Source organism: Streptomyces sp. NPDC029526 (assembly GCF_040637405.1).
Classification (GTDB): Bacteria; Actinomycetota; Actinomycetes; order Streptomycetales; family Streptomycetaceae; genus Streptomyces.
The window spans coordinates 1-16,355 of record NZ_JBEZWE010000037.1 but is presented as its reverse complement, the minus strand read 5'-3'; the positions used below and the strand labels follow the sequence as shown (position 1 = coordinate 16,355).

The window sequence follows — 16,355 nt, the reverse complement described above, 5'->3', positions numbered from 1 at the left end:
CACGACGGCGCAGCTCAAGCGGGTAGGGGGAAGGACGTGCCATGACTCGATCCTCTCAAACGATCGAGTCCCTACCGAACCCGGAACGGTTCAAGACCGTCTACGACTACTACGCGAAGTGAGGGCCGACGGCACCACCCAGCAGGTCCACGACCTGTTGCGCGACAAGACCCGTCGATCCCACGGCCGTCACCGTCCACCAGCCGCACCCGCCGTACGACACCGCCATCGCGTTCCTTGACCACCCGCACACCGGCCTCCCCGAGCCTGCACTCGGAGGGCTCAACGAGACCTCCACCGCCACGGCGCCGGGTCCGGCATCACCCGAAGGTGTCCAGACAAGGAGATACTCGGCCGCTACAACTTCACCGTCTCCGTCCTCGTCGGCGGGAGTCTGCGTCCGCTGTGCGACCCGGACGCGCCGGAGCTCGATGAGGACGACGACGGCGAGCAGGAGTGGCAGGCCGAACACCGAGCGGGGGCCGCCACACTCCCCGGCCGGCGCTCGGTTCAGGGCCCAAGGGGACAGGGCGGCGTCTTCAGTGCGGGAGTGGACCACGTCGCTCAGGGCGGCATCGGCCGAACCGTTCACGGGTGGGCTGCACCGGCGGCGGGACGGCGGGTGGCGGGAAGGTCTGGCACTTCGGCAGTGCGGGCCGAAGCGGGATCCAGCGACACGTCGATCACATCGACGAGTCTGCGCAGCTTGTGCTGTGCGCGCGGCGCGTCGGACCGCGGCACGCGTACGACGGCCGTGGCCGAGTCCGGTGATGAGGTGGTGTACGCAAGGTCGAGCACGTGGTGGTTGTTGAGGGTGGCGGCAAGGCGTGCGAGCGTTCCGTGGCCGGGCCGGAGCGTGACGGTGAGCCGGGTGTGTTCCATGGGTGGTGGTCCTTGTCTATGGGGGCCGTGGTGGGGCCGGAAAACGAAAAAGACCCCTCGCGAGGTGCGAGAGGTCTGCGTGCGGGTGGTGAGCCGGGGAGGGTTACTCCTGCGGGCTCGGTGCCGGCACGCTGCCGCTGATAATCAGCTGCTGCTGCATGCGGGCATGCTGGCAGAACCCGGCTGCCGCTCGGAAGGCCATCTCATAGTGCGGACGAGGGGGAGGGGGCCGGGGCGTGCCCCCTGGTGTGCTGGGGCACGTCCCCGGGCCTGGGGGCGTCGGAGGATCAGCGGGCTGCTGCGGGCAGATGGAGGCGGCCGTCGTGGACTTCGGCGATCTGGTCGACGGCGGTGAGGCGGGTGCGGTCGTGGGTGACCAGGACGGTGGCGGTGGCCTGCTGGTGGGTGAGGCGGGTGATCAGGTCGATGATCGCGGCGCCGCGTTCGTGGTCGAGGGCGCTGGTGGGTTCGTCGACCAGGAGGACGGTGGGGTCGTTCATCAGGGCGCGGGCGATGTTGACGCGCTGGCGCTGGCCGCCGGAAAGCTGGTGCGGGCGGCGGCCCGCGAGGTCGGCCAGGCCGACCGCGTCGAGCAGGTCGAGGGCGCGGGTGCGGGCCTTGGCCGGTGAGCGGCCGTCGAGCTGGGCCATGACCTGGAGCTGTTCGGCGGCGGTGAGGGAGGGCAGCAGGTTGGGCTGCTGGAAGATGATGCCGATCTTGTGGCGGCGCAGATTGGTGAGCTCGCCGCGGCTCATACCGGTGGTGAGAATGCCGTCGATGGTGACGGCGCCGGTGTCGGGGGTGATGAGGGTGGCGGCGACGGCAAGGAGGCTGGACTTGCCGGAGCCGGAGGGGCCGATCACGGCCGCGAGGCTGCCCTTGGGGACGTCGAGTGTGACGTTGTCGAGGGCGGTCAGTCGGCTGTCGCCGTCGGGATAGGTGAGAGTGATGTCGGTCAGGTCAAGGCTCATCGGGCGCTCCCCAGGGCGGTCAGCGGGTCGACGGAGGTGATGCGGCGGATGGCCAGGCCCGCGCCGAGGAGGCCGAGGAGGATCACCACGGCGGCCGGGAGCAGGACGGTTGTGGGGGTGAGGAGGAAGGGCACGGCGCTGCCGGAGACGAGCGCCCCGAGACCTGCGGCGAGGCCGGTGCCGAGCAGGGTGCCGCCGACGAGCAGGACGACGGCCTGGCCCAGTGCGTCCTTGAGGAGGTTGGCCGTGGAGGCGCCCAGCGCCTTGAGGACGGCGACGTCGCCGCTGCGCTGGATGGTCCACACGGTGAAGAAGGCGCCGATGACCAGGGCGGAGATGGCGAACAGGAAGCCGCGCATCAGCTGCAAGGAGCCGTTCTCGGAGGTGTAGGAGCCGATCGCGGAGAGCGAGTCGTCCTTGGAGAGCGTCTTGGTGCCTGCGGCCTGGTCGGTGGCCGCCAGATCGGCGTTGGAGGTGGTGGTCAGGGCGATCACGGTCGCAGCCGGGCCGTCACCGCCGGTGGTGGGGGGCGCGGTCTCCTGCCAGACATCGAGGCTGGTCCAGATCACTGGGGTGTGGCTGAACGAGGCATCGCCCTTGACGGCGGCTACGGTCAGCCGGTCACCGGCCAGGGTGAAGGCGTCCCCCGCCTTGAGTCCGAGGTCGTCGGCAGCCGTGGTGGACAGCACCACCGACTTACCGTTGATCTTGTCGCTGTCCGGGGCGAGGCGGGAGCCGGGCTGGATGCCGAAGGCGGATACCCCGGTGCTCCTGTCGCCGGCGGTGGCCTTGGTGGTGGTGATGCCCAGCGGTTCGGCACTTTCCACGCCGGGCGTCTTGGACCACTGCTGCCACTGCTTGGCGATGACGGTGGAGTTGGAGTAGGACACGTCCTGGCCGCCGCTGGGCGCCTGGAAGGCGATCCTGTCGGCCGGCAGGCCGGCGATGGCGGAGACGTTCTGCCGGCCCAGCCCGGCAGTCAGTCCGGACAGCAGGCCGACCAGCAGGGTGATGAGCACGATGACGGTCCCCATCAGGGCGAACCGCCCCTTGGCGAACTTCAGGTCTCTCCAGGCGACGAACACGGCTTTGGCCTGCCTTTTTCTGGCTGCGGATGAGGTATGCCTCCACCATTGCCGTCAGCCCCCCGCGCACACATCTGGCTCAGGACAGCACTTGGCGGATCGAAGGACGGCGCGCGAGTTGTAACTTTCGATGGAGGCCGCGTTGGGGTGTGCGTCCTTAGGCTGGAGGGACTGTGAACACCACCGCTCCCTCCCTGACCCCGACCACCCGTGCACTGGCCTGGTGCCTGCACCTGCTGATCGTCGCGCTCCTGGTCCTGGCGGCGGGCCGGGCCGTGGCCGATAGCGAGCCGCACGCAGCGATGACCGTCGTCGTGGCCGCGGCGTGCGCCGTGGCGTACTCGGCCGGGCCGGCCCTGCCGCGCATCCGCCGCTCCCCGCGGGCCGCCGCAGTGTGGCTGGCCGCCGTGGGTGCCTGCTGGCTGGCGCTGCTGGCGCTGTCCGCCGACGCCGTCTGGGTCGCCTTCCCGCTGTTCTTCCTCCAGCTCCACCTGCTGCCGCGCCGCGCCGGTCTGGCCGCCGTGGCCACGACCACCCTCGCGGCGATCACCGGCTTCGCAGCCCATCAGGGCTCTTTCAGCCTCGCCATGGCGATCGGCCCAGCTCTGGGAGCCGCGGTCGCCGTCGCGGTGGTGTGGGGATACCAGGCACTGTTCCGTGAGAGCGAACAGCGCCGTCGCCTGATCGTGGAACTCACCGCCACCCGCGTCGACCTGGCCCGTGCCCAGCACACCGCCGGTGTACTGGCCGAACGCGAACGCCTGGCCCGCGAGATCCACGACACCCTCGCCCAGGGGCTGTCCAGCATCCAACTGCTCCTGCGCGCCGCCGAACGCGCCCTGCCCGGCACTGAGGAAAGCCCCGCTGCCCGCTACGTGGACCAGGCACGCCAGGCCGCCGTGGACAACCTCGCCGAAGCCCGCCGCTTCGTCGCCGCCCTCACCCCGCCCGCCCTGGAGGACTCCACCCTGGCGGGCGCCCTGGAGCGCTTGTGCGCCACCACTTCCGCCCGGCACCCCGTCACCGCACGCTTCCACCTCACCGGTGACCCCCTGCCGCTGCCCACCGCACACGAGGTCGCCCTGCTGCGCGTCGCCCAATCCGCCCTCGCCAACACCGTCCGCCACGCCGGCGCCACCCGTGTCGAGGTCACCCTCAGCCACCTCGGCGATCATGTCGCCCTCGACGTCGTCGACGACGGCACCGGATTCGACCCCGGCCGGGTACCGGCCGCCGACCCCGGCAGCGGCGGCTTCGGCCTGGCCGCCATGCGCGCCCGCATGCACGCTCTCGGTGGCAGCCTCACCGTCGAATCCGCCCCCGGACGCGGCACCGCCCTGGCCGCTCAGCTCCCCCTACCCGCCCCCGCGGACACAGAGATCGAGGACCACCGGTGACCGACCACGCCATCCGCCTGCTCCTGGCCGACGACCACCCGGTGGTACGCGCCGGGCTGCGCGCTGTTCTGGAGACGGAACCCGGTCTCACCGTCGTCGCCGAGGCCGCCACCGCCGAGGACGCGGTCGCCCGCGCCGCCCAGGGCGACATCGACGTCGTTCTGATGGATCTCCAGTTCGGCAAGGGAATGGGCGGCGCCGAGGCCACCGCACAGATCACCGCCCGTCCGGGAGCCCCCCGCGTGCTGATCGTCACGACCTACGACTCCGACGCCGACACCCTGCCCGCCATCGAGGCCGGCGCCACCGGCTACCTCCTCAAAGACGTCCCACCCGAAGACCTGGCCTTTGCGGTCCGCACCGCCTTCACCGGCCGGACCACCCTCGCCCCCGCCGTCGCCGACCGGCTCATGAACCGGCTCCGCGCCCCCGCCACCAACCTGACCCGACGTGAGACCGAAGTCCTCTCATTGGTCGCCGAGGGCTTGTCCAACCAGACGATCGGCCAGCGGCTCCACCTCACCGAAGGCACCGTCAAATCCCACCTGGCCCGCATCTACGCCAAACTCGGAACCGACTCACGCACCGCCGCTGTGGCCACCGCGACCGACCTGGGGCTCATCCGCCGCTGAACAGCATGTGGTGGGCGGAGTTCCCATTCTCCAGGACCTCAGCAGCGTCCGGAGTTGTGGTACCGGCTGGGCTTGGTGCCCGCTGCTTTGGACCCATGTGAACCCCCACGGCCAGTTCGAGCCGGGCACGAACCCCACCCCGACCTGGCCTTTGCCGCGGTCCAGAATGCCCGGCCCCTGCATGTGGTCTACCTACCCGTACAGGCAAGGGCGGTCCCTCGGAGTCACTGCTTGTGACTCCGAGGGACCGCCCTTGCTCGACTCGGCGGTCACCGCTGCCGCGGTGCGGCCAGGAGGCACCGGTCTGCGTCATCCCGCGCGGCTCGGCCGCGCGAGCTGCTTCGAAGACCGTGACGCGGTTGTCGTCGGCGAGCGAGGGGGTGGGGTCGGCGTGCGCGGCGCGGAACGCCTCCGACAAGGTGTAGGCGGTGAACGCGGTGTCGTCCTCGAAGTCGGGGACGGCCAGGTAGCCGTGTGCGCCCTTGCGGGGACGCAGCAGCCGTGTGTTGCGCAGCCCCGGCACGTCGGTAAGGGTGGCGCGCATGCTGGCGGTGAAGTTGTCCTCGAACGCGCCCTGGGCGGGCGCGGCGACGGTGAACTCGGTGACGGCGGTGAACATTCCTGTCTTCTTTCGGTTGTTGGCGTGATGTCGGTGGTTGTCCCGCCCGGCCGGGGCCCGCACGGCGATGGCGGTGATGTGCACCGCGTGTCCGATCGAGTCCCTCTGCGGGGTGCGGTTACCGGGCTGGAGTTGGGCTCGGGGTCGCGGCCGGCTGAGGGAGCTTGCCTGTGCGGCGGGCCCAGATTTCGAACGCGACAGTCATGAACGGGGGTACGGCGGCCAGCAGGGCGAAGATCGTGGTCCGGCCCAGCCGCCACTTCAGCCGGATCGCGACCAGGGTGGTCAGGGACACGTAGACGATGAAGGCGGCACCGTGGAGGGTGCCGAAGATCCGTACGCCGAGTTCGGTGGTTTCGGGAATGTACTTGAAGTACATTCCGGCCAGCAGGCCCGCCCATGTGCACGCTTCGATGACCGCGATCCAGGTGAACGCGCGCAGCAGACGCCCGGAGCCGGTTTCGGCAGCCCGTGTGGCCGGCACGTCGGCGGAAGGCGGTTCGGAAGTGGGCGTGGAAGGCGTCTGCGGGGTGCCTGGGCGTGCAGGCCACAGGGCGCGGTCGCCGAGCAGGCGGACGATGGCGGGGACCAGGAGCGGGCGGATGAGGAAGGTGTCCAGCAGGATGCCGAAGGCCATGGCGAAGCCGAACTGGAACAGTTCGCGGATCGGCTGGGTCATCAGGACGGCGAAGGTCGCCGCGAGGATGAGGCCCGCGGAGGAGATGACGCCGCCGGTGCGTGTCAGGGCGGCGGTGATCGCCTTCGCTGGGGGCTGGGTGCGCAGTTCCTGCTTGAACCGGCTCATGATGAAGATGTTGTAGTCGACGCCGAGCGCGACGAGGAAGACGAAGATGTACGCGGTGACGCGGTTGCCGATGCCGTCGTCACCGAGGACGGTCACGGTGAAGAAGGTGGTGGCGCCCAGGGTGGCCAGGAACGACAGGATCAGGGTCGCGACCAGGTAGAGCGGAGCAAGGAGCGAGCGGAGCAGCAGGACGAGGACCGCGGTGACGAGGGCCAGGACCAGGAGCACGATGAAGGTCGTGTCGCGGTCGAGGGCGGAGCGGATGTCGGCGTTCTGCGCGGTCTCACCGCCGATGAGCACCGTGGCGTCCTGCACTCCGGCGGCCTGGGCCGCGGACTGTGTGGCCTGCTTGAGGGGACCGATCGCATCGAGTGCCTTGGAGCTGTAGGGGTCGAGGTCGAGGACGACCTCGTAGAAGACGGTCTTGCCGTCCTTGCCCATGCGGGGGTCTGCGACACGGCTGACGTGATCGGCATCGGTGAGCGCGGTGGCGATGTCGGCGGGTGCGGGGCTGGAGCGCAGGTTGTCCTGGGAATGGACGACGACGGTACTGGGGGCGATCTCGCCGGGCCCGAATTCCTCCTGGATGAGGTGCTGCCCGTGCTCCGACTCGGTTGCGGCGCGGAAACCGCTGAGGGTGTTGAAGCTCTCCTGGTAGCCGAGCAGTCCCGCGCTCAGCAACACGAGGAGTGCGATCACGGCCGAGGCCACCTTGACGGGGGCCCGGGCGACCAGGGCGGCGATGCGGTGCCAGATGCCTGCGCCGCGACTGCGTTCGGCGGCCTTGTCCACGCCTCCGGGCCAGAAGACGCCCCTACCCAGCAGGAGGACCAGGGCGGGGATGAAGGTGAACGCCACCAGCGCCATGACGGCCACGCCCAGGGCGAGGTACGGTCCGAAGCCATGAAGTGCCGGGGAGACGGCCACGAGCAGGGCGAACATGGCGAGCACGATGGTTGAGGCGCTGGCGAGGACGGACTCGGCGGTGCGGCGCACGGCGGTCTGCATCGCGCGGGCGCGGTCTGGCTCGTCGAGCAGGGTCTCGCGGTAGCGGGCGGTGATGATCAGCGCGTAGTCCGTGCCCACCCCGAACAGCAGCACGGTCATGATCGAGGCGGTCTGGGAGCTGACCATGATGACTCCGGCGTCCGCGAGAATCGCGCCGAGCGTCTCCGCCACGCGCATAGCCACGCCCACGGCAAGAAGCGGCACGAGCGCCATCAGGGGCGAGCGGTAGATCGCCAGCAGGATGATCAGGACCAGCACGATGGTGGCCAGCAGCAGGACTTTGTCACCGCCGCTGAAGACCTTCACGGTGTCGGTGGCGATCCCGGCGGGGCCGGTCACCGCGACGTCGGCGGGCTCGGCCCGGTCGGACGCGAGGGCACGCACCTCGTCGACCGCGTTCTGGAAGGACTCGTCCGAGGGGCTTCCCTTCATGGGCACGATGACCAGCTGGGCACCGCGGTCCTGCGAGACCAACTCGGTCACGGCGTCGGGAGCGGTCACCGTGGAGACCACGCTCACGACATGGTCGGGTCGGCTGGTTCCGGAAAGGGCCGAGGTGATGGCGGCGACCGCCTGCGTGGCGCTCGCCGTGGCGTCGGTGCCCTTGCCGCGGACCACGATGATCGCCGGCGTCGCGTCCTGGCCCGGAAGCTGGGCTCGGACGAGATCACGGGCCTTCATGGAGTCCGAGGCGGCGGGCGGCAGGTTGGCGGACGCGTTGTCCTCGACGGATTCCAGGACCGGGGCGACCCCGGCGAGGAGGCCCGCGATCAGGACCCAGAAGGCCACCACCACGGCGGCGCGCTTCTTCGATCCCAGGAGACATCGGAGCAGAGCGGGGGAGTTCATCGGTTGCATCGGGCAGCCTTCGGCAGGAAGCACGGACAGAACTTAGCGACAGGGTGTCTCTAAGTTGCGTCAAGCTAACACAGGCCCCCTCGGCGCCTCGGACGCGGGGATAGATTGGCGTGGGACGGCGCAGCACCCGAGGCGGAGCGGAGAGAATGCCCAAGATCGAAGCCGGCAGCGTCCAGGAGCACCGGGCCCAGCGGCTCGCGCAGCTGATCGACGCGGCCGAGGCAATCCTGAACGAGAGCGGTGTGGAGGCCCTTACCGCGGGCGCGGTCGCCGCACGGGCCGGCATCGCCCGCAACAGCATCTACCGTTACTTCGACTCCATCGACGACCTGCTCGAACTCGTCGTCACCCGGGAGTTCCCCGCCTGGATCGACGCTGTGGAGCGGGCCATCGCGGCCGAGACCTCACCCGAGGAGCAGGTGGCCGCCTACGTCAGGGCCAATCTCGAACAGGCCGCTCGCGGCACCCACGGCTGGCGGGCCGCGCTCTCGCGCGGCTCGCTCTCGCCGTCGGCGCGGGAGCGGGTGAGGAGCCTGCACATCTCGCTGCACGAGGCGCTCGCCCGGGTCGTGCGCGAACTGGGGCAGCCGCAGCCCGAGCTGACCGTGGCGGTGGTCCAGGCAGTTGTCGATGCATGCATCCGCAGAGTCGACCAGGGCGACGATCTGACGACCGTGTCCGACTTCGCGGCGGGAGCGACGCGTCGACTGCTCGCGGACGACGACTTGCCGCATCACCCGTGACACACGTGCCACAGGCGACCAGGGCCACCAGCAGGACCTGCGGGTATCCCGAGGCGGCCGTGTACTGGTGGGATCCCTTGCCCAGCTTGGCGCGGACCGCTGGTCGTCGGCGACGCCCAGGTGGGTGCCGTCGATAGCGGTGACGAGCAGACCCTTCCAGCGTGCTCCGGTGGTACGGATCGCGCTGGCGGGTCCGCGGAGCAGGTCGAACAAGGCCCGCACCGGGCGGACACCGAGCCGGCAGCGGGCGTGCCACAGCGCGGTCGCGGTCACTTCAACCAGCGGCAGCCCCACCAGGGCGCCGGTGAGCTTGCGCCATACCTCGCGATACCCGCAATCCTCGAACAGGGCCGCGGCTGGCAGCAGGTAGACCACGCCCCGCACGGGCAGCTTCCGCAGCCGCTGCTGGACCCCTCCCCACTCGGCAAGCTCGGCATCGACCAGTTCGAACGGAACGATCCGCGGGCGGTCAGGGAGACGTCGCGCACCAGGTTGCGGGCTCCGGCGGTGAGCGTGACGCCGTCGACGCTCAGTTCGGTCGCGGTCATGCCACTCCTCGGTCGGTGATGCGCCGGGCGTCCCGGCGCATCAGCCACAGGAGGAACGGACCGCCGCACAGGGCTGTGAGCACGCCGACGGGTATCTCCGTCGGTGCGGCGATCGTCCGTGCGGCGATGTCGGCCCAGACGAGGAAGACCGCCCCTCCCAGTGCCGCCGTGGGCAGGACCCGGCGGTGGTCGCCGCCGACGAACAGGCGCACGATGTGGGGCATCATCAGTCCGACGAAGCCGATCGGTCCGGCCGCCGCGACCAGCACTCCCTGGACGGCGGGGAGTTCCGCGAGACGTTCACGGGGGAGCACGATCTCGCCACCGAGTACGAGGTCAGCCGGCGCACGGTGCGCGAGGCACTCCGGCAACTGCGGGCGCAGGGCATCGTCACGGCGCATCGCGGCAATCTCTCGCGGTTCGCCGCGGACGGTCCGCTGGAGCCCAGGGTCGGTGAGGCATACAGCCTCTTCCGGACCGTGGAGGCCGTCGGCGCGGTCCAGCGCAGTGGCGTCCGCGTCCTCGACCAGCGGGCCGACGGAGTGGTGGCCGCTCGACTGGAGGTCGAGGAGTCCACGCTGCTGGTCCATCTCGAACGGCTGCGACTGGCCGACGAGGAGCCCCTTGCCGTCGACCGGGTCTGGCTGCCCGCGGCGGTGGCCCGACCGCTCCTGGGCGTCGACTTCATCCGCACATCGCTCTACGACGAGCTCGAGCGCCACTGCGCCGTCCGCGTCAGCGGGGGATGGGAACGCATCCGGGCTGTCGTGCCGGGACGGGGAGAGCTGGCCCGACTCGCATGCTGGGTTCCACCGCTCTGTTCGCGATCGACCGGCTGGGGAGAGACGCCGGGGAGCGCGCCGTCGAGTGGCGGCAGACGCTGGTCCGTGCCGATCGTTTCGCGATCGCCGCCGAGTTCTCCGAAGGAGACGGCTACCGGCCCGGTGCTCCCGCTCGCACCTTCTGACAGGCCCGGCGCACGGCCCTCACGTGGTGCACGACCGACGGCTGACGTGCTGGCTCAGGAGGTGGGGGAGGGGCTTGCGTCGTAGGCGGGGCTCTGCGCCTGGATGTCGAAGGTGATCGACCCGGCCTTCTCGAAGCGCATCGTGATCTTCATGAAGTCCCCGCCCCTGATCACCTGGCGTGCGTCCCGCAGCACCAGGTGGGACGTGCCCGGTTCCAGTTCCACGAGCGTGTTCGCTGGGAGGTCCACCCCGTCCCCGAGCCGCTTGCCGTCGGAGTCGACGATGTCCACCGAGGCCGCGTTCGGAGTGGTGGCGCCCACGAGCCTGTCGGCTTCGTTGCCCTTGTTGTAGAGCCACACGTATGCCGGGACGTCGTCGCCCGGTTGCCACGGCTCGCCCTGCGGTTCGGCCACGTGCGCGTACCGGATCATGATGTCGCCGACGCGGGCGTTCTGACCGGGCGCGTTCCAGTCCGGCAGGGAGAAGTCATCCCCCCCACATCCACCTGCGGTCACCGCAAGGGCGAGTGCGGCCGCCGCGAGAGCGCGTCGGCCGCGCGGCCGGAGGACGACTGTCATCGGTACTCCTCCCACAAGTCCATCGGTTCCACACTGGGTGCCCACACGGGCCACGACAAACGGGACAGAGCCGATCGGGGCGGGCCCACGGACCGGATCGGGGCTCAGGAACAGGCAGGGAGACGGGGACGGTGCGCGGCGTGTCGGCCGCACCCGCCCGGTGTGCCGGTTCCTTGCCCGATGCGCCCCTTCGTCGTCCGGCCTCCGTCCGTTTCCTCAGGTCCCGCCGCGGAGAGTGCGCAGCCCGACCGGCTTCGCCGCGGCGAGGGCTTTGCCCAGATGTGCCAGCTGCCCCGCCGAGCCGCCCAGTCCGTTGCCCGCGACTGCGCTCGGTGCGAACGTGGCCCGCTGTTGGCTGTGGGCATGACAGATCGTCCCTCGTGTACGGCATCGGCGAAGCCCTGTCGTCTTCCCGGGCCGACCGGCCCACCGCACCGCATCCATGACACCGAACGTCAAGGAGTACAGGCGAAACGAAGACTCGCCGTGGCCGGCCTCTCCCTGGTCGTGGCCATGGGAACGGTGGCTCTGCCCGCCGTCACCACCGCCCGGGCAGCCGCGGACCGCGGCACGACGGCCGCGGCCGCAGACCCGAAGCCCGTCGACCGGGCCGTCGCCGCCGCGGACAAGGTCACCTCCAGCGGATTCGACGCCCTCGCCAAGGGACCCGACGAGCGCTACGACCGCACCATGGTCACCCCCTGGGGCAAGGGGCTGTACTCGATCGCATACGAGCGGACCTACCGAGGTCTGCCCGTGGTCGGCGGCGACGCCGTGGTCCTGGTCGACGGCGACGGCGACGTGCGCGCCGCGTCCGACGTCCGGATACCCGTCGGCACCGAGGCCAAGGTCAAGGCCGCCTCGGCGGCGCGCACCAGCCGCGCGAAGCTGAAGAAGACCGAAGGGACCGAGTCGCAGCGGCCGGTTGTGTCGGTGCGGGGCGACAAGGCGAGGCTCGCCTGGGAGACCGTCGTCACCGGCACCACCAAGGACAAGCGCCCCAGCCGGCTGCACGTCTTCGTCGACGCGCGCACTGGCAAAGTCATTGACTCCTACGACGACGTGCGCGCGGGCAGCGGCCACAGTGAGTGGAACGGCCCGAACCCGCTGTCCATCGACACCATGGACCGACCCCGGTGACGGCAAGCCGACCAGTCCGACCTGCAACAACACCACCCTCACCGGGGTCGGCATCCAGAACGCGGGCAAAATCTTCTACGGCGGCATGCTGCTGAGGACCAGCAGGATGACGCACAAGCGCTACCGCACCGCGACGCCGACCGCCGCGAAGAACCTCGACGCCACCTGCAACCTGTTCAACAGGACGAAGGCCGCCTGGGACGCGATCAGCATCCCCGCCCAGTCGGGCGACCCGACCTGCACCGGCACCCCGGCCTCCCACGCCGCGGCTGGTGGTGTTCGCACCGGACGAGGAGGAGCACCTCGCCTACGAGGTGGTCCTCACCGGCACCCGCGAGGGCCGGCCCAGCCGGCTGCACGTGATCGTGGACGCCCGCACCCGAGAGGTGCGGCCGCCGGGTGCCGCACGGTCACCCGCCCGAGCACATCGGCACAATCAGGCACGGTCGTTGTCCGCCCGCCCCCATGCCGCCAGCAGCCCGTTGATGCCGTCACCGGCGCAGGCGAAGACGTGGTCGACGTCCCACTCGCGGAGCCGTTGGAGGATGTAGTCGGCCACCTTGGTGCTGGCCATGGACACTCCGTTCCGATCCCGTCGACGGATGACGCTGCCTCCGGCGTCCACGTGGGCAGAGGGAGGCACGCGGATAAGACGCTTCATGAGTAACCGGGCCGGTACGGGCGAAACGCCGCCCGGGCCGAGCCCGCGCGGTCGCCGGGGCGACCGTGCGGGGGAGGCGAGCGGGTCGTCGCACGCCTGCCCGCAGCGGCGGCAGTCCGCGCCGTACGACGGTGGCGATGTCGTGCGGACGACCGGGGTCGGGCGGCGGAGCCCGGTGATCGCCAGGACCCGGGAGCCAGTCGTCAGGGTGTCCCCGGCACGCCAGTCGGTCGGGCCGTGCTCGTGCAGCACCCGATGCAGGACGCTGAGGTCGGTGCCGCCGGCCTTGCGGGCGCGAGCGTCTGCGCGGCGCGTTCGCGCCACGCGGTCGCGGTGGCGAGACCGCAGCGCCGAGCGGCCACCGGTGCCTCATGCCTGGCGCGACGACGGAGCCGGCAGGAGCCGGGTGAGCACGGACGGGCCACCTGAGGAGTCCCCTCGGACGCGCCGGGACGAAGCGGAGGTCTGAACTGGACACTTCCGGGCCGGCCGGGTAGACAGGCACGCGAAGCCTCTGGTGGGCACGGTTTTACTGGCCCAGGACCTGTCCACCGGGGGCTTCGCCCTGTCTTTCACGCAGTGCGGCTACCCGGCTCACCAGGACAGGCGGGCGGGAGATCGGCGGATGTGAGTCGGGGCGGCACACCGGAGGTGGCGTGATGGATCGCCTTGGACGGCGGCGGCACCCGGCGCAGATCGTGGTGGCGGGGTTCGCCGCGACGATGGCGGTCGGGACCGTCCTGCTGATGCTGCCGTTCGCTCGTCAGGGGCCTGGTGCGGCCGGCATGCCGGACGCCCTGTTCACCGCCGCATCCGCGGTCTGCCTGACCGGTCTGACCGTCGTCGACACGCCGGCCTACTGGACGGGATTCGGACAGGCCGTGATCCTCGGGCTGATCCAGGTGGGCGGGTTCGGGATCATGACGTTCGCGTCGCTGCTGATGGTCCTGGTCTCCCACCGGCTCGGGCTGCGCGCGCGCATGACGGCCGCGGCGGAGACGAAAACCCTCAGCCTGGGGGACGTGCGCAGAGTGATCGCCGGCGTGGTCGCCACCAGCCTGTCGCTCGAAGCGCTCACGGCTCTCGTTCTGACCGTACGCTTCGCGGTCGGCTACGACGAACCCTGGCTGCGGGCACTGTGGCTGGGGGTCTTCCATTCCGTGTCGGCCTTCAACAACGCCGGGTTCGTGCTGTATCCCAACAGCCTGATGCTCTTCACGACTGATGCCTGGATCTGTCTGCCCATCGCCTTCGCGGCCATCGCGGGCGGGCTGGGTTTCCCGGTTCTCCTGGAGCTGCGCCGCCGTCTGCACCGGCCGCGCACCTGGTCTCTGCACACGAAGATCGTGCTCTTCTTCAGCGCCGCCTTTCTGATCGGAGGCAGCGTTTTCGTCACGGCGATCGAGTGGTCGAATCCGGCCACGCTCGGCCCGCTCGACGTGAGTGACAAAATACTCGCCGGCTTCTTCCAAGGGGGCGCGATGCCCCGGAGCGCCGGATTCAACAGTCTCGACATCAGCGGAATGAACTCCGCGACCTGGCTGGGTGTGGACGTCCTGATGTTCGTCGGCGGCGCCAGTGCGGGCACGGCCGGCGGCATCAAGATCACCACCTTTGCCGTTCTCTTCTTCGTCGTCTACGCCGAAGTGCGCGGCGAGAGCACGGTCAATATCTTCAGCCGTCGCCTGCACGGCGACGTGCAGCGGCAGGCTCTGACCATCGTCCTGCTGTCCATGGCCGCCGTGGTACTCTCCACGATCGCCGTCATGGTTTCCACCGTCATCAGCCTGGACCAGGTCCTGTTCGAGGTGATCTCCGCGTTCGCCACCGTGGGGCTGACCACCGGCATCACCTCCAGTCTGCCGACCGCGCATCAGCTACTGCTGGTCGTGCTGATGTTCATCGGCCGCCTCGGCCCGATCATGGTGGCGTCGGCTCTGGCCCTGCGTTCACGTGTCCGTATGTACGACCTGCCCGAGGAGCGACCCGTCATTGGCTAGCCTTTTCTTCTCCCGGAAGACGCCATCGGTCCGGAGAAGCAGAGCAGGGAGCCGACGCCGCGACACTCGGGCGAGTTCCGTCGCCGTGATCGGCCTGGGCCGGTTCGGCCGGGCTCTCGCCCTGGAGTTGATCGACGAGGACACCGAAGTCCTGGGTATCGACGAAGACCCCGACACGGTCCAGGCCCTGTCCGGCTCCCTCACTCATGTGGTGCGCGCCGATTCAACCAAGGAAGAGGTGCTGCGGCAGCTCGGTGTTCACGAGTTCGACCGTGCCGTCGTCGGCATCGGCACCAATCTGGAAGCCAGCATTCTGACGGCTTCCCTGCTCATTTCCTTCGGCGTCGACGACGTGTGGGCCAAGGCCACCAGTGAGGCGCACGGCCGTATCCTCACCCAGATCGGCGCCCACCATGTCATCTACCCCGAGCACGACATGGGGCAGCGCGTCGCCCATCTGGTGCGCGGCCGCATGCTGGACTACATCGAGTTCGAAGACGACTTCGCCATGGTCAAGACGAGCGCACCGGCCGACATCGTGGGACTGCCCCTGGGCAGCAGCAACGTACGCACCCGGCACGGCGTCACGGTGGTGGCGATCAAGCGGGCGGGCGAGGGCTTCACCTACGCCACCGCCGCCACGGTGGTGAAGAAGGGGGACACGATCATTGTCGCCGGGCGCACCCGACAGACCGAACGCTTCAGCGAACTGACGTAGTCCGGTGGAGCTCTTGGCGGAACGACTCCCCGGGGTCGGTTGCCCCGGCGCCAGGTGGTGTCGGGGACAAGCCCTGATTGCCCACGGTCTGCGCGATGCAGCAAGTTACCGAAGACGGACATTGCTTCGAGGTTTCCGGGGTAGCTGCGCTGGGTAACGCTTGGCGCTTCGGAAGTGAGGCGGGTTCGTGGATACTGCTGCCCGAAATGAGGGCCGGGAGCCGCTTGTCGATCGGCCGATCGCGGCGTCCGCCGCCTTCCAGGGCAGCGCGGAGATCGCCGAGGCCCGTGACATGGCCCGCGACTTCCTCATATCGGTGCAGGCGCAGCACAGACTGCCGGTGTCGGTGCGGGCGATCGGCATGGTGGAGCTGGTCGTGAGCGAGCTGGTCACCAACGCCCGTAAATACGCGCCCGGCCCGTGTCTGCTGGACCTGGAGATCATCGAGGATGCCGTCCAGATCACCGTGTGGGACAGCGACACCACCCTGCCGGAGGTCCATGCAGCCGACGCGGAAAGGGTCGGCCAGCACGGACTGGAGATCGTCATGGCGGTGTCCCGGACCTTCTGCGTTCACCAGGAAGCGGTCGGCAAACGGATCACCGCGTCCGTGGTACTCACCGACGACGCACGGTAGAGACACCGCCAGTGAACCGTTCCGGGTTCGATCGAGACTCTAGGTTATGACTGTGACCTGGGGCTTCGTGGTTGCCCGGTAGTAGTTGGTCTCGTATTCGGCGGG

14 protein-coding genes and 5 pseudogenes are annotated in these 16,355 nt (G+C 69.9%); 9 read left to right on the top strand and 10 right to left on the bottom strand.

The window, feature by feature from the left end:
* Positions 1–588: 588 nt before the first annotated feature.
* From AB0F01_RS30990 to AB0F01_RS30980, 3 genes are all read right to left on the bottom strand, one after another.
* Positions 589–882, bottom strand: a complete 294-nt coding sequence (locus AB0F01_RS30990; protein WP_164333334.1) for a hypothetical protein — start codon at positions 880–882, stop codon at positions 589–591.
* 287 nt (positions 883–1,169) lie between these two features.
* Positions 1,170–1,853, bottom strand: a complete 684-nt coding sequence (locus AB0F01_RS30985) for an ABC transporter ATP-binding protein (RefSeq protein ID WP_362102638.1) — start codon at positions 1,851–1,853, stop codon at positions 1,170–1,172.
* Positions 1,850–2,938, bottom strand: coding sequence for an ABC transporter permease (locus tag AB0F01_RS30980; protein ID WP_362102635.1), 1,089 nt, complete (start codon positions 2,936–2,938; stop codon positions 1,850–1,852). The genes AB0F01_RS30985 and AB0F01_RS30980 overlap by 4 nt, the downstream gene beginning before the upstream one ends.
* Before the next feature lie 173 nt (positions 2,939–3,111).
* Here AB0F01_RS30980 and AB0F01_RS30975 point away from each other — a divergent pair, with 173 nt between their 5' ends.
* Positions 3,112–4,335 (top strand): sensor histidine kinase, encoded by a 1,224-nt coding sequence (locus AB0F01_RS30975; RefSeq protein WP_362102632.1) that lies wholly within the window; start codon positions 3,112–3,114, stop codon positions 4,333–4,335.
* A complete protein-coding gene (locus tag AB0F01_RS30970; protein WP_164333338.1) occupies positions 4,332–4,967 on the top strand; it encodes a response regulator transcription factor in 636 nt (211 codons plus the stop codon). The genes AB0F01_RS30975 and AB0F01_RS30970 overlap by 4 nt, the downstream gene beginning before the upstream one ends.
* Here AB0F01_RS30970 and AB0F01_RS30965 read toward each other — a convergent pair.
* Together AB0F01_RS30965 and AB0F01_RS30960 are read right to left on the bottom strand one after the other, a co-directional pair.
* The gene (locus AB0F01_RS30965; RefSeq protein ID WP_362102630.1) at positions 4,954–5,670 is read right to left on the bottom strand and encodes an antibiotic biosynthesis monooxygenase family protein; all 717 of its coding nucleotides are present in this window, start codon (positions 5,668–5,670) and stop codon (positions 4,954–4,956) included. The two genes, AB0F01_RS30970 and AB0F01_RS30965, sit on opposite strands and share 14 nt — an antisense overlap.
* A gap of 34 nt (positions 5,671–5,704) precedes the next feature.
* Positions 5,705–8,248, bottom strand: a complete 2,544-nt coding sequence (locus AB0F01_RS30960) for an MMPL family transporter (RefSeq protein ID WP_362102627.1) — start codon at positions 8,246–8,248, stop codon at positions 5,705–5,707.
* A 155-nt stretch (positions 8,249–8,403) separates the two neighbouring features.
* Here AB0F01_RS30960 and AB0F01_RS30955 point away from each other — a divergent pair, with 155 nt between their 5' ends.
* Positions 8,404–9,000: a TetR/AcrR family transcriptional regulator gene (locus AB0F01_RS30955; protein ID WP_362102624.1), complete on the top strand. Its 597-nt coding sequence runs from the start codon at positions 8,404–8,406 to the stop codon at positions 8,998–9,000.
* Between the two features lie 264 nt (positions 9,001–9,264).
* Here the strand turns inward: AB0F01_RS30955 and AB0F01_RS30950 are convergent.
* From AB0F01_RS30950 to AB0F01_RS30940, 3 pseudogenes are all read right to left on the bottom strand, one after another.
* Positions 9,265–9,444, bottom strand: a pseudogene (locus tag AB0F01_RS30950) (transposase domain-containing protein); the annotation flags it as partial.
* A gap of 17 nt (positions 9,445–9,461) precedes the next feature.
* Positions 9,462–9,548: pseudogene (locus AB0F01_RS30945) on the bottom strand (histidinol phosphatase); the annotation flags it as partial.
* Positions 9,545–9,820: pseudogene (locus tag AB0F01_RS30940) on the bottom strand (iron ABC transporter permease); the annotation flags it as partial. The pseudogenes AB0F01_RS30945 and AB0F01_RS30940, both read right to left, overlap by 4 nt.
* On the opposite strand from AB0F01_RS30940, the pseudogene AB0F01_RS30935 reads away from it, so the two are divergent.
* Positions 9,734–10,288, top strand: a pseudogene (locus AB0F01_RS30935) (GntR family transcriptional regulator); the annotation flags it as partial. The pseudogenes AB0F01_RS30940 and AB0F01_RS30935 overlap by 87 nt on opposite strands.
* 59 nt (positions 10,289–10,347) lie before the next feature.
* Positions 10,348–10,515, top strand: coding sequence for a hypothetical protein (locus AB0F01_RS30930; RefSeq protein WP_362102644.1), 168 nt, complete (start codon positions 10,348–10,350; stop codon positions 10,513–10,515).
* 54 nt (positions 10,516–10,569) lie between these two features.
* Here AB0F01_RS30930 and AB0F01_RS30925 read toward each other — a convergent pair whose 3' ends face one another.
* Positions 10,570–11,094, bottom strand: coding sequence for a copper chaperone PCu(A)C (locus AB0F01_RS30925; RefSeq protein WP_362102622.1), 525 nt, complete (start codon positions 11,092–11,094; stop codon positions 10,570–10,572).
* Between the two features lie 513 nt (positions 11,095–11,607).
* Here AB0F01_RS30925 and AB0F01_RS30920 point away from each other — a divergent pair.
* Positions 11,608–12,478 (top strand): annotated as a pseudogene (locus tag AB0F01_RS30920) (hypothetical protein); the annotation flags it as partial.
* 192 nt (positions 12,479–12,670) lie between these two features.
* Here the strand turns inward: AB0F01_RS30920 and AB0F01_RS30915 are convergent.
* Complete coding sequence (locus AB0F01_RS30915; RefSeq protein ID WP_362102641.1) at positions 12,671–12,808, bottom strand: hypothetical protein; 138 nt, start codon at positions 12,806–12,808, stop codon at positions 12,671–12,673.
* A 746-nt stretch (positions 12,809–13,554) separates the two neighbouring features.
* On the opposite strand from AB0F01_RS30915, the gene AB0F01_RS30910 reads away from it, so the two are divergent.
* The 3 genes from AB0F01_RS30910 (at position 13,555) to AB0F01_RS30900 (ending at position 16,250) form a co-directional block, all read left to right on the top strand.
* Entirely contained in the window at positions 13,555–14,895 is a 1,341-nt protein-coding gene (locus AB0F01_RS30910; RefSeq protein ID WP_362102619.1) for a potassium transporter TrkG, read from the top strand.
* An 85-nt stretch (positions 14,896–14,980) separates the two neighbouring features.
* Positions 14,981–15,613 (top strand): TrkA family potassium uptake protein, encoded by a 633-nt coding sequence (locus tag AB0F01_RS30905; protein WP_164443960.1) that lies wholly within the window; start codon positions 14,981–14,983, stop codon positions 15,611–15,613.
* A gap of 187 nt (positions 15,614–15,800) precedes the next feature.
* Positions 15,801–16,250 (top strand): ATP-binding protein, encoded by a 450-nt coding sequence (locus AB0F01_RS30900; protein WP_164443959.1) that lies wholly within the window; start codon positions 15,801–15,803, stop codon positions 16,248–16,250.
* Positions 16,251–16,355: the final 105 nt, after the last annotated feature.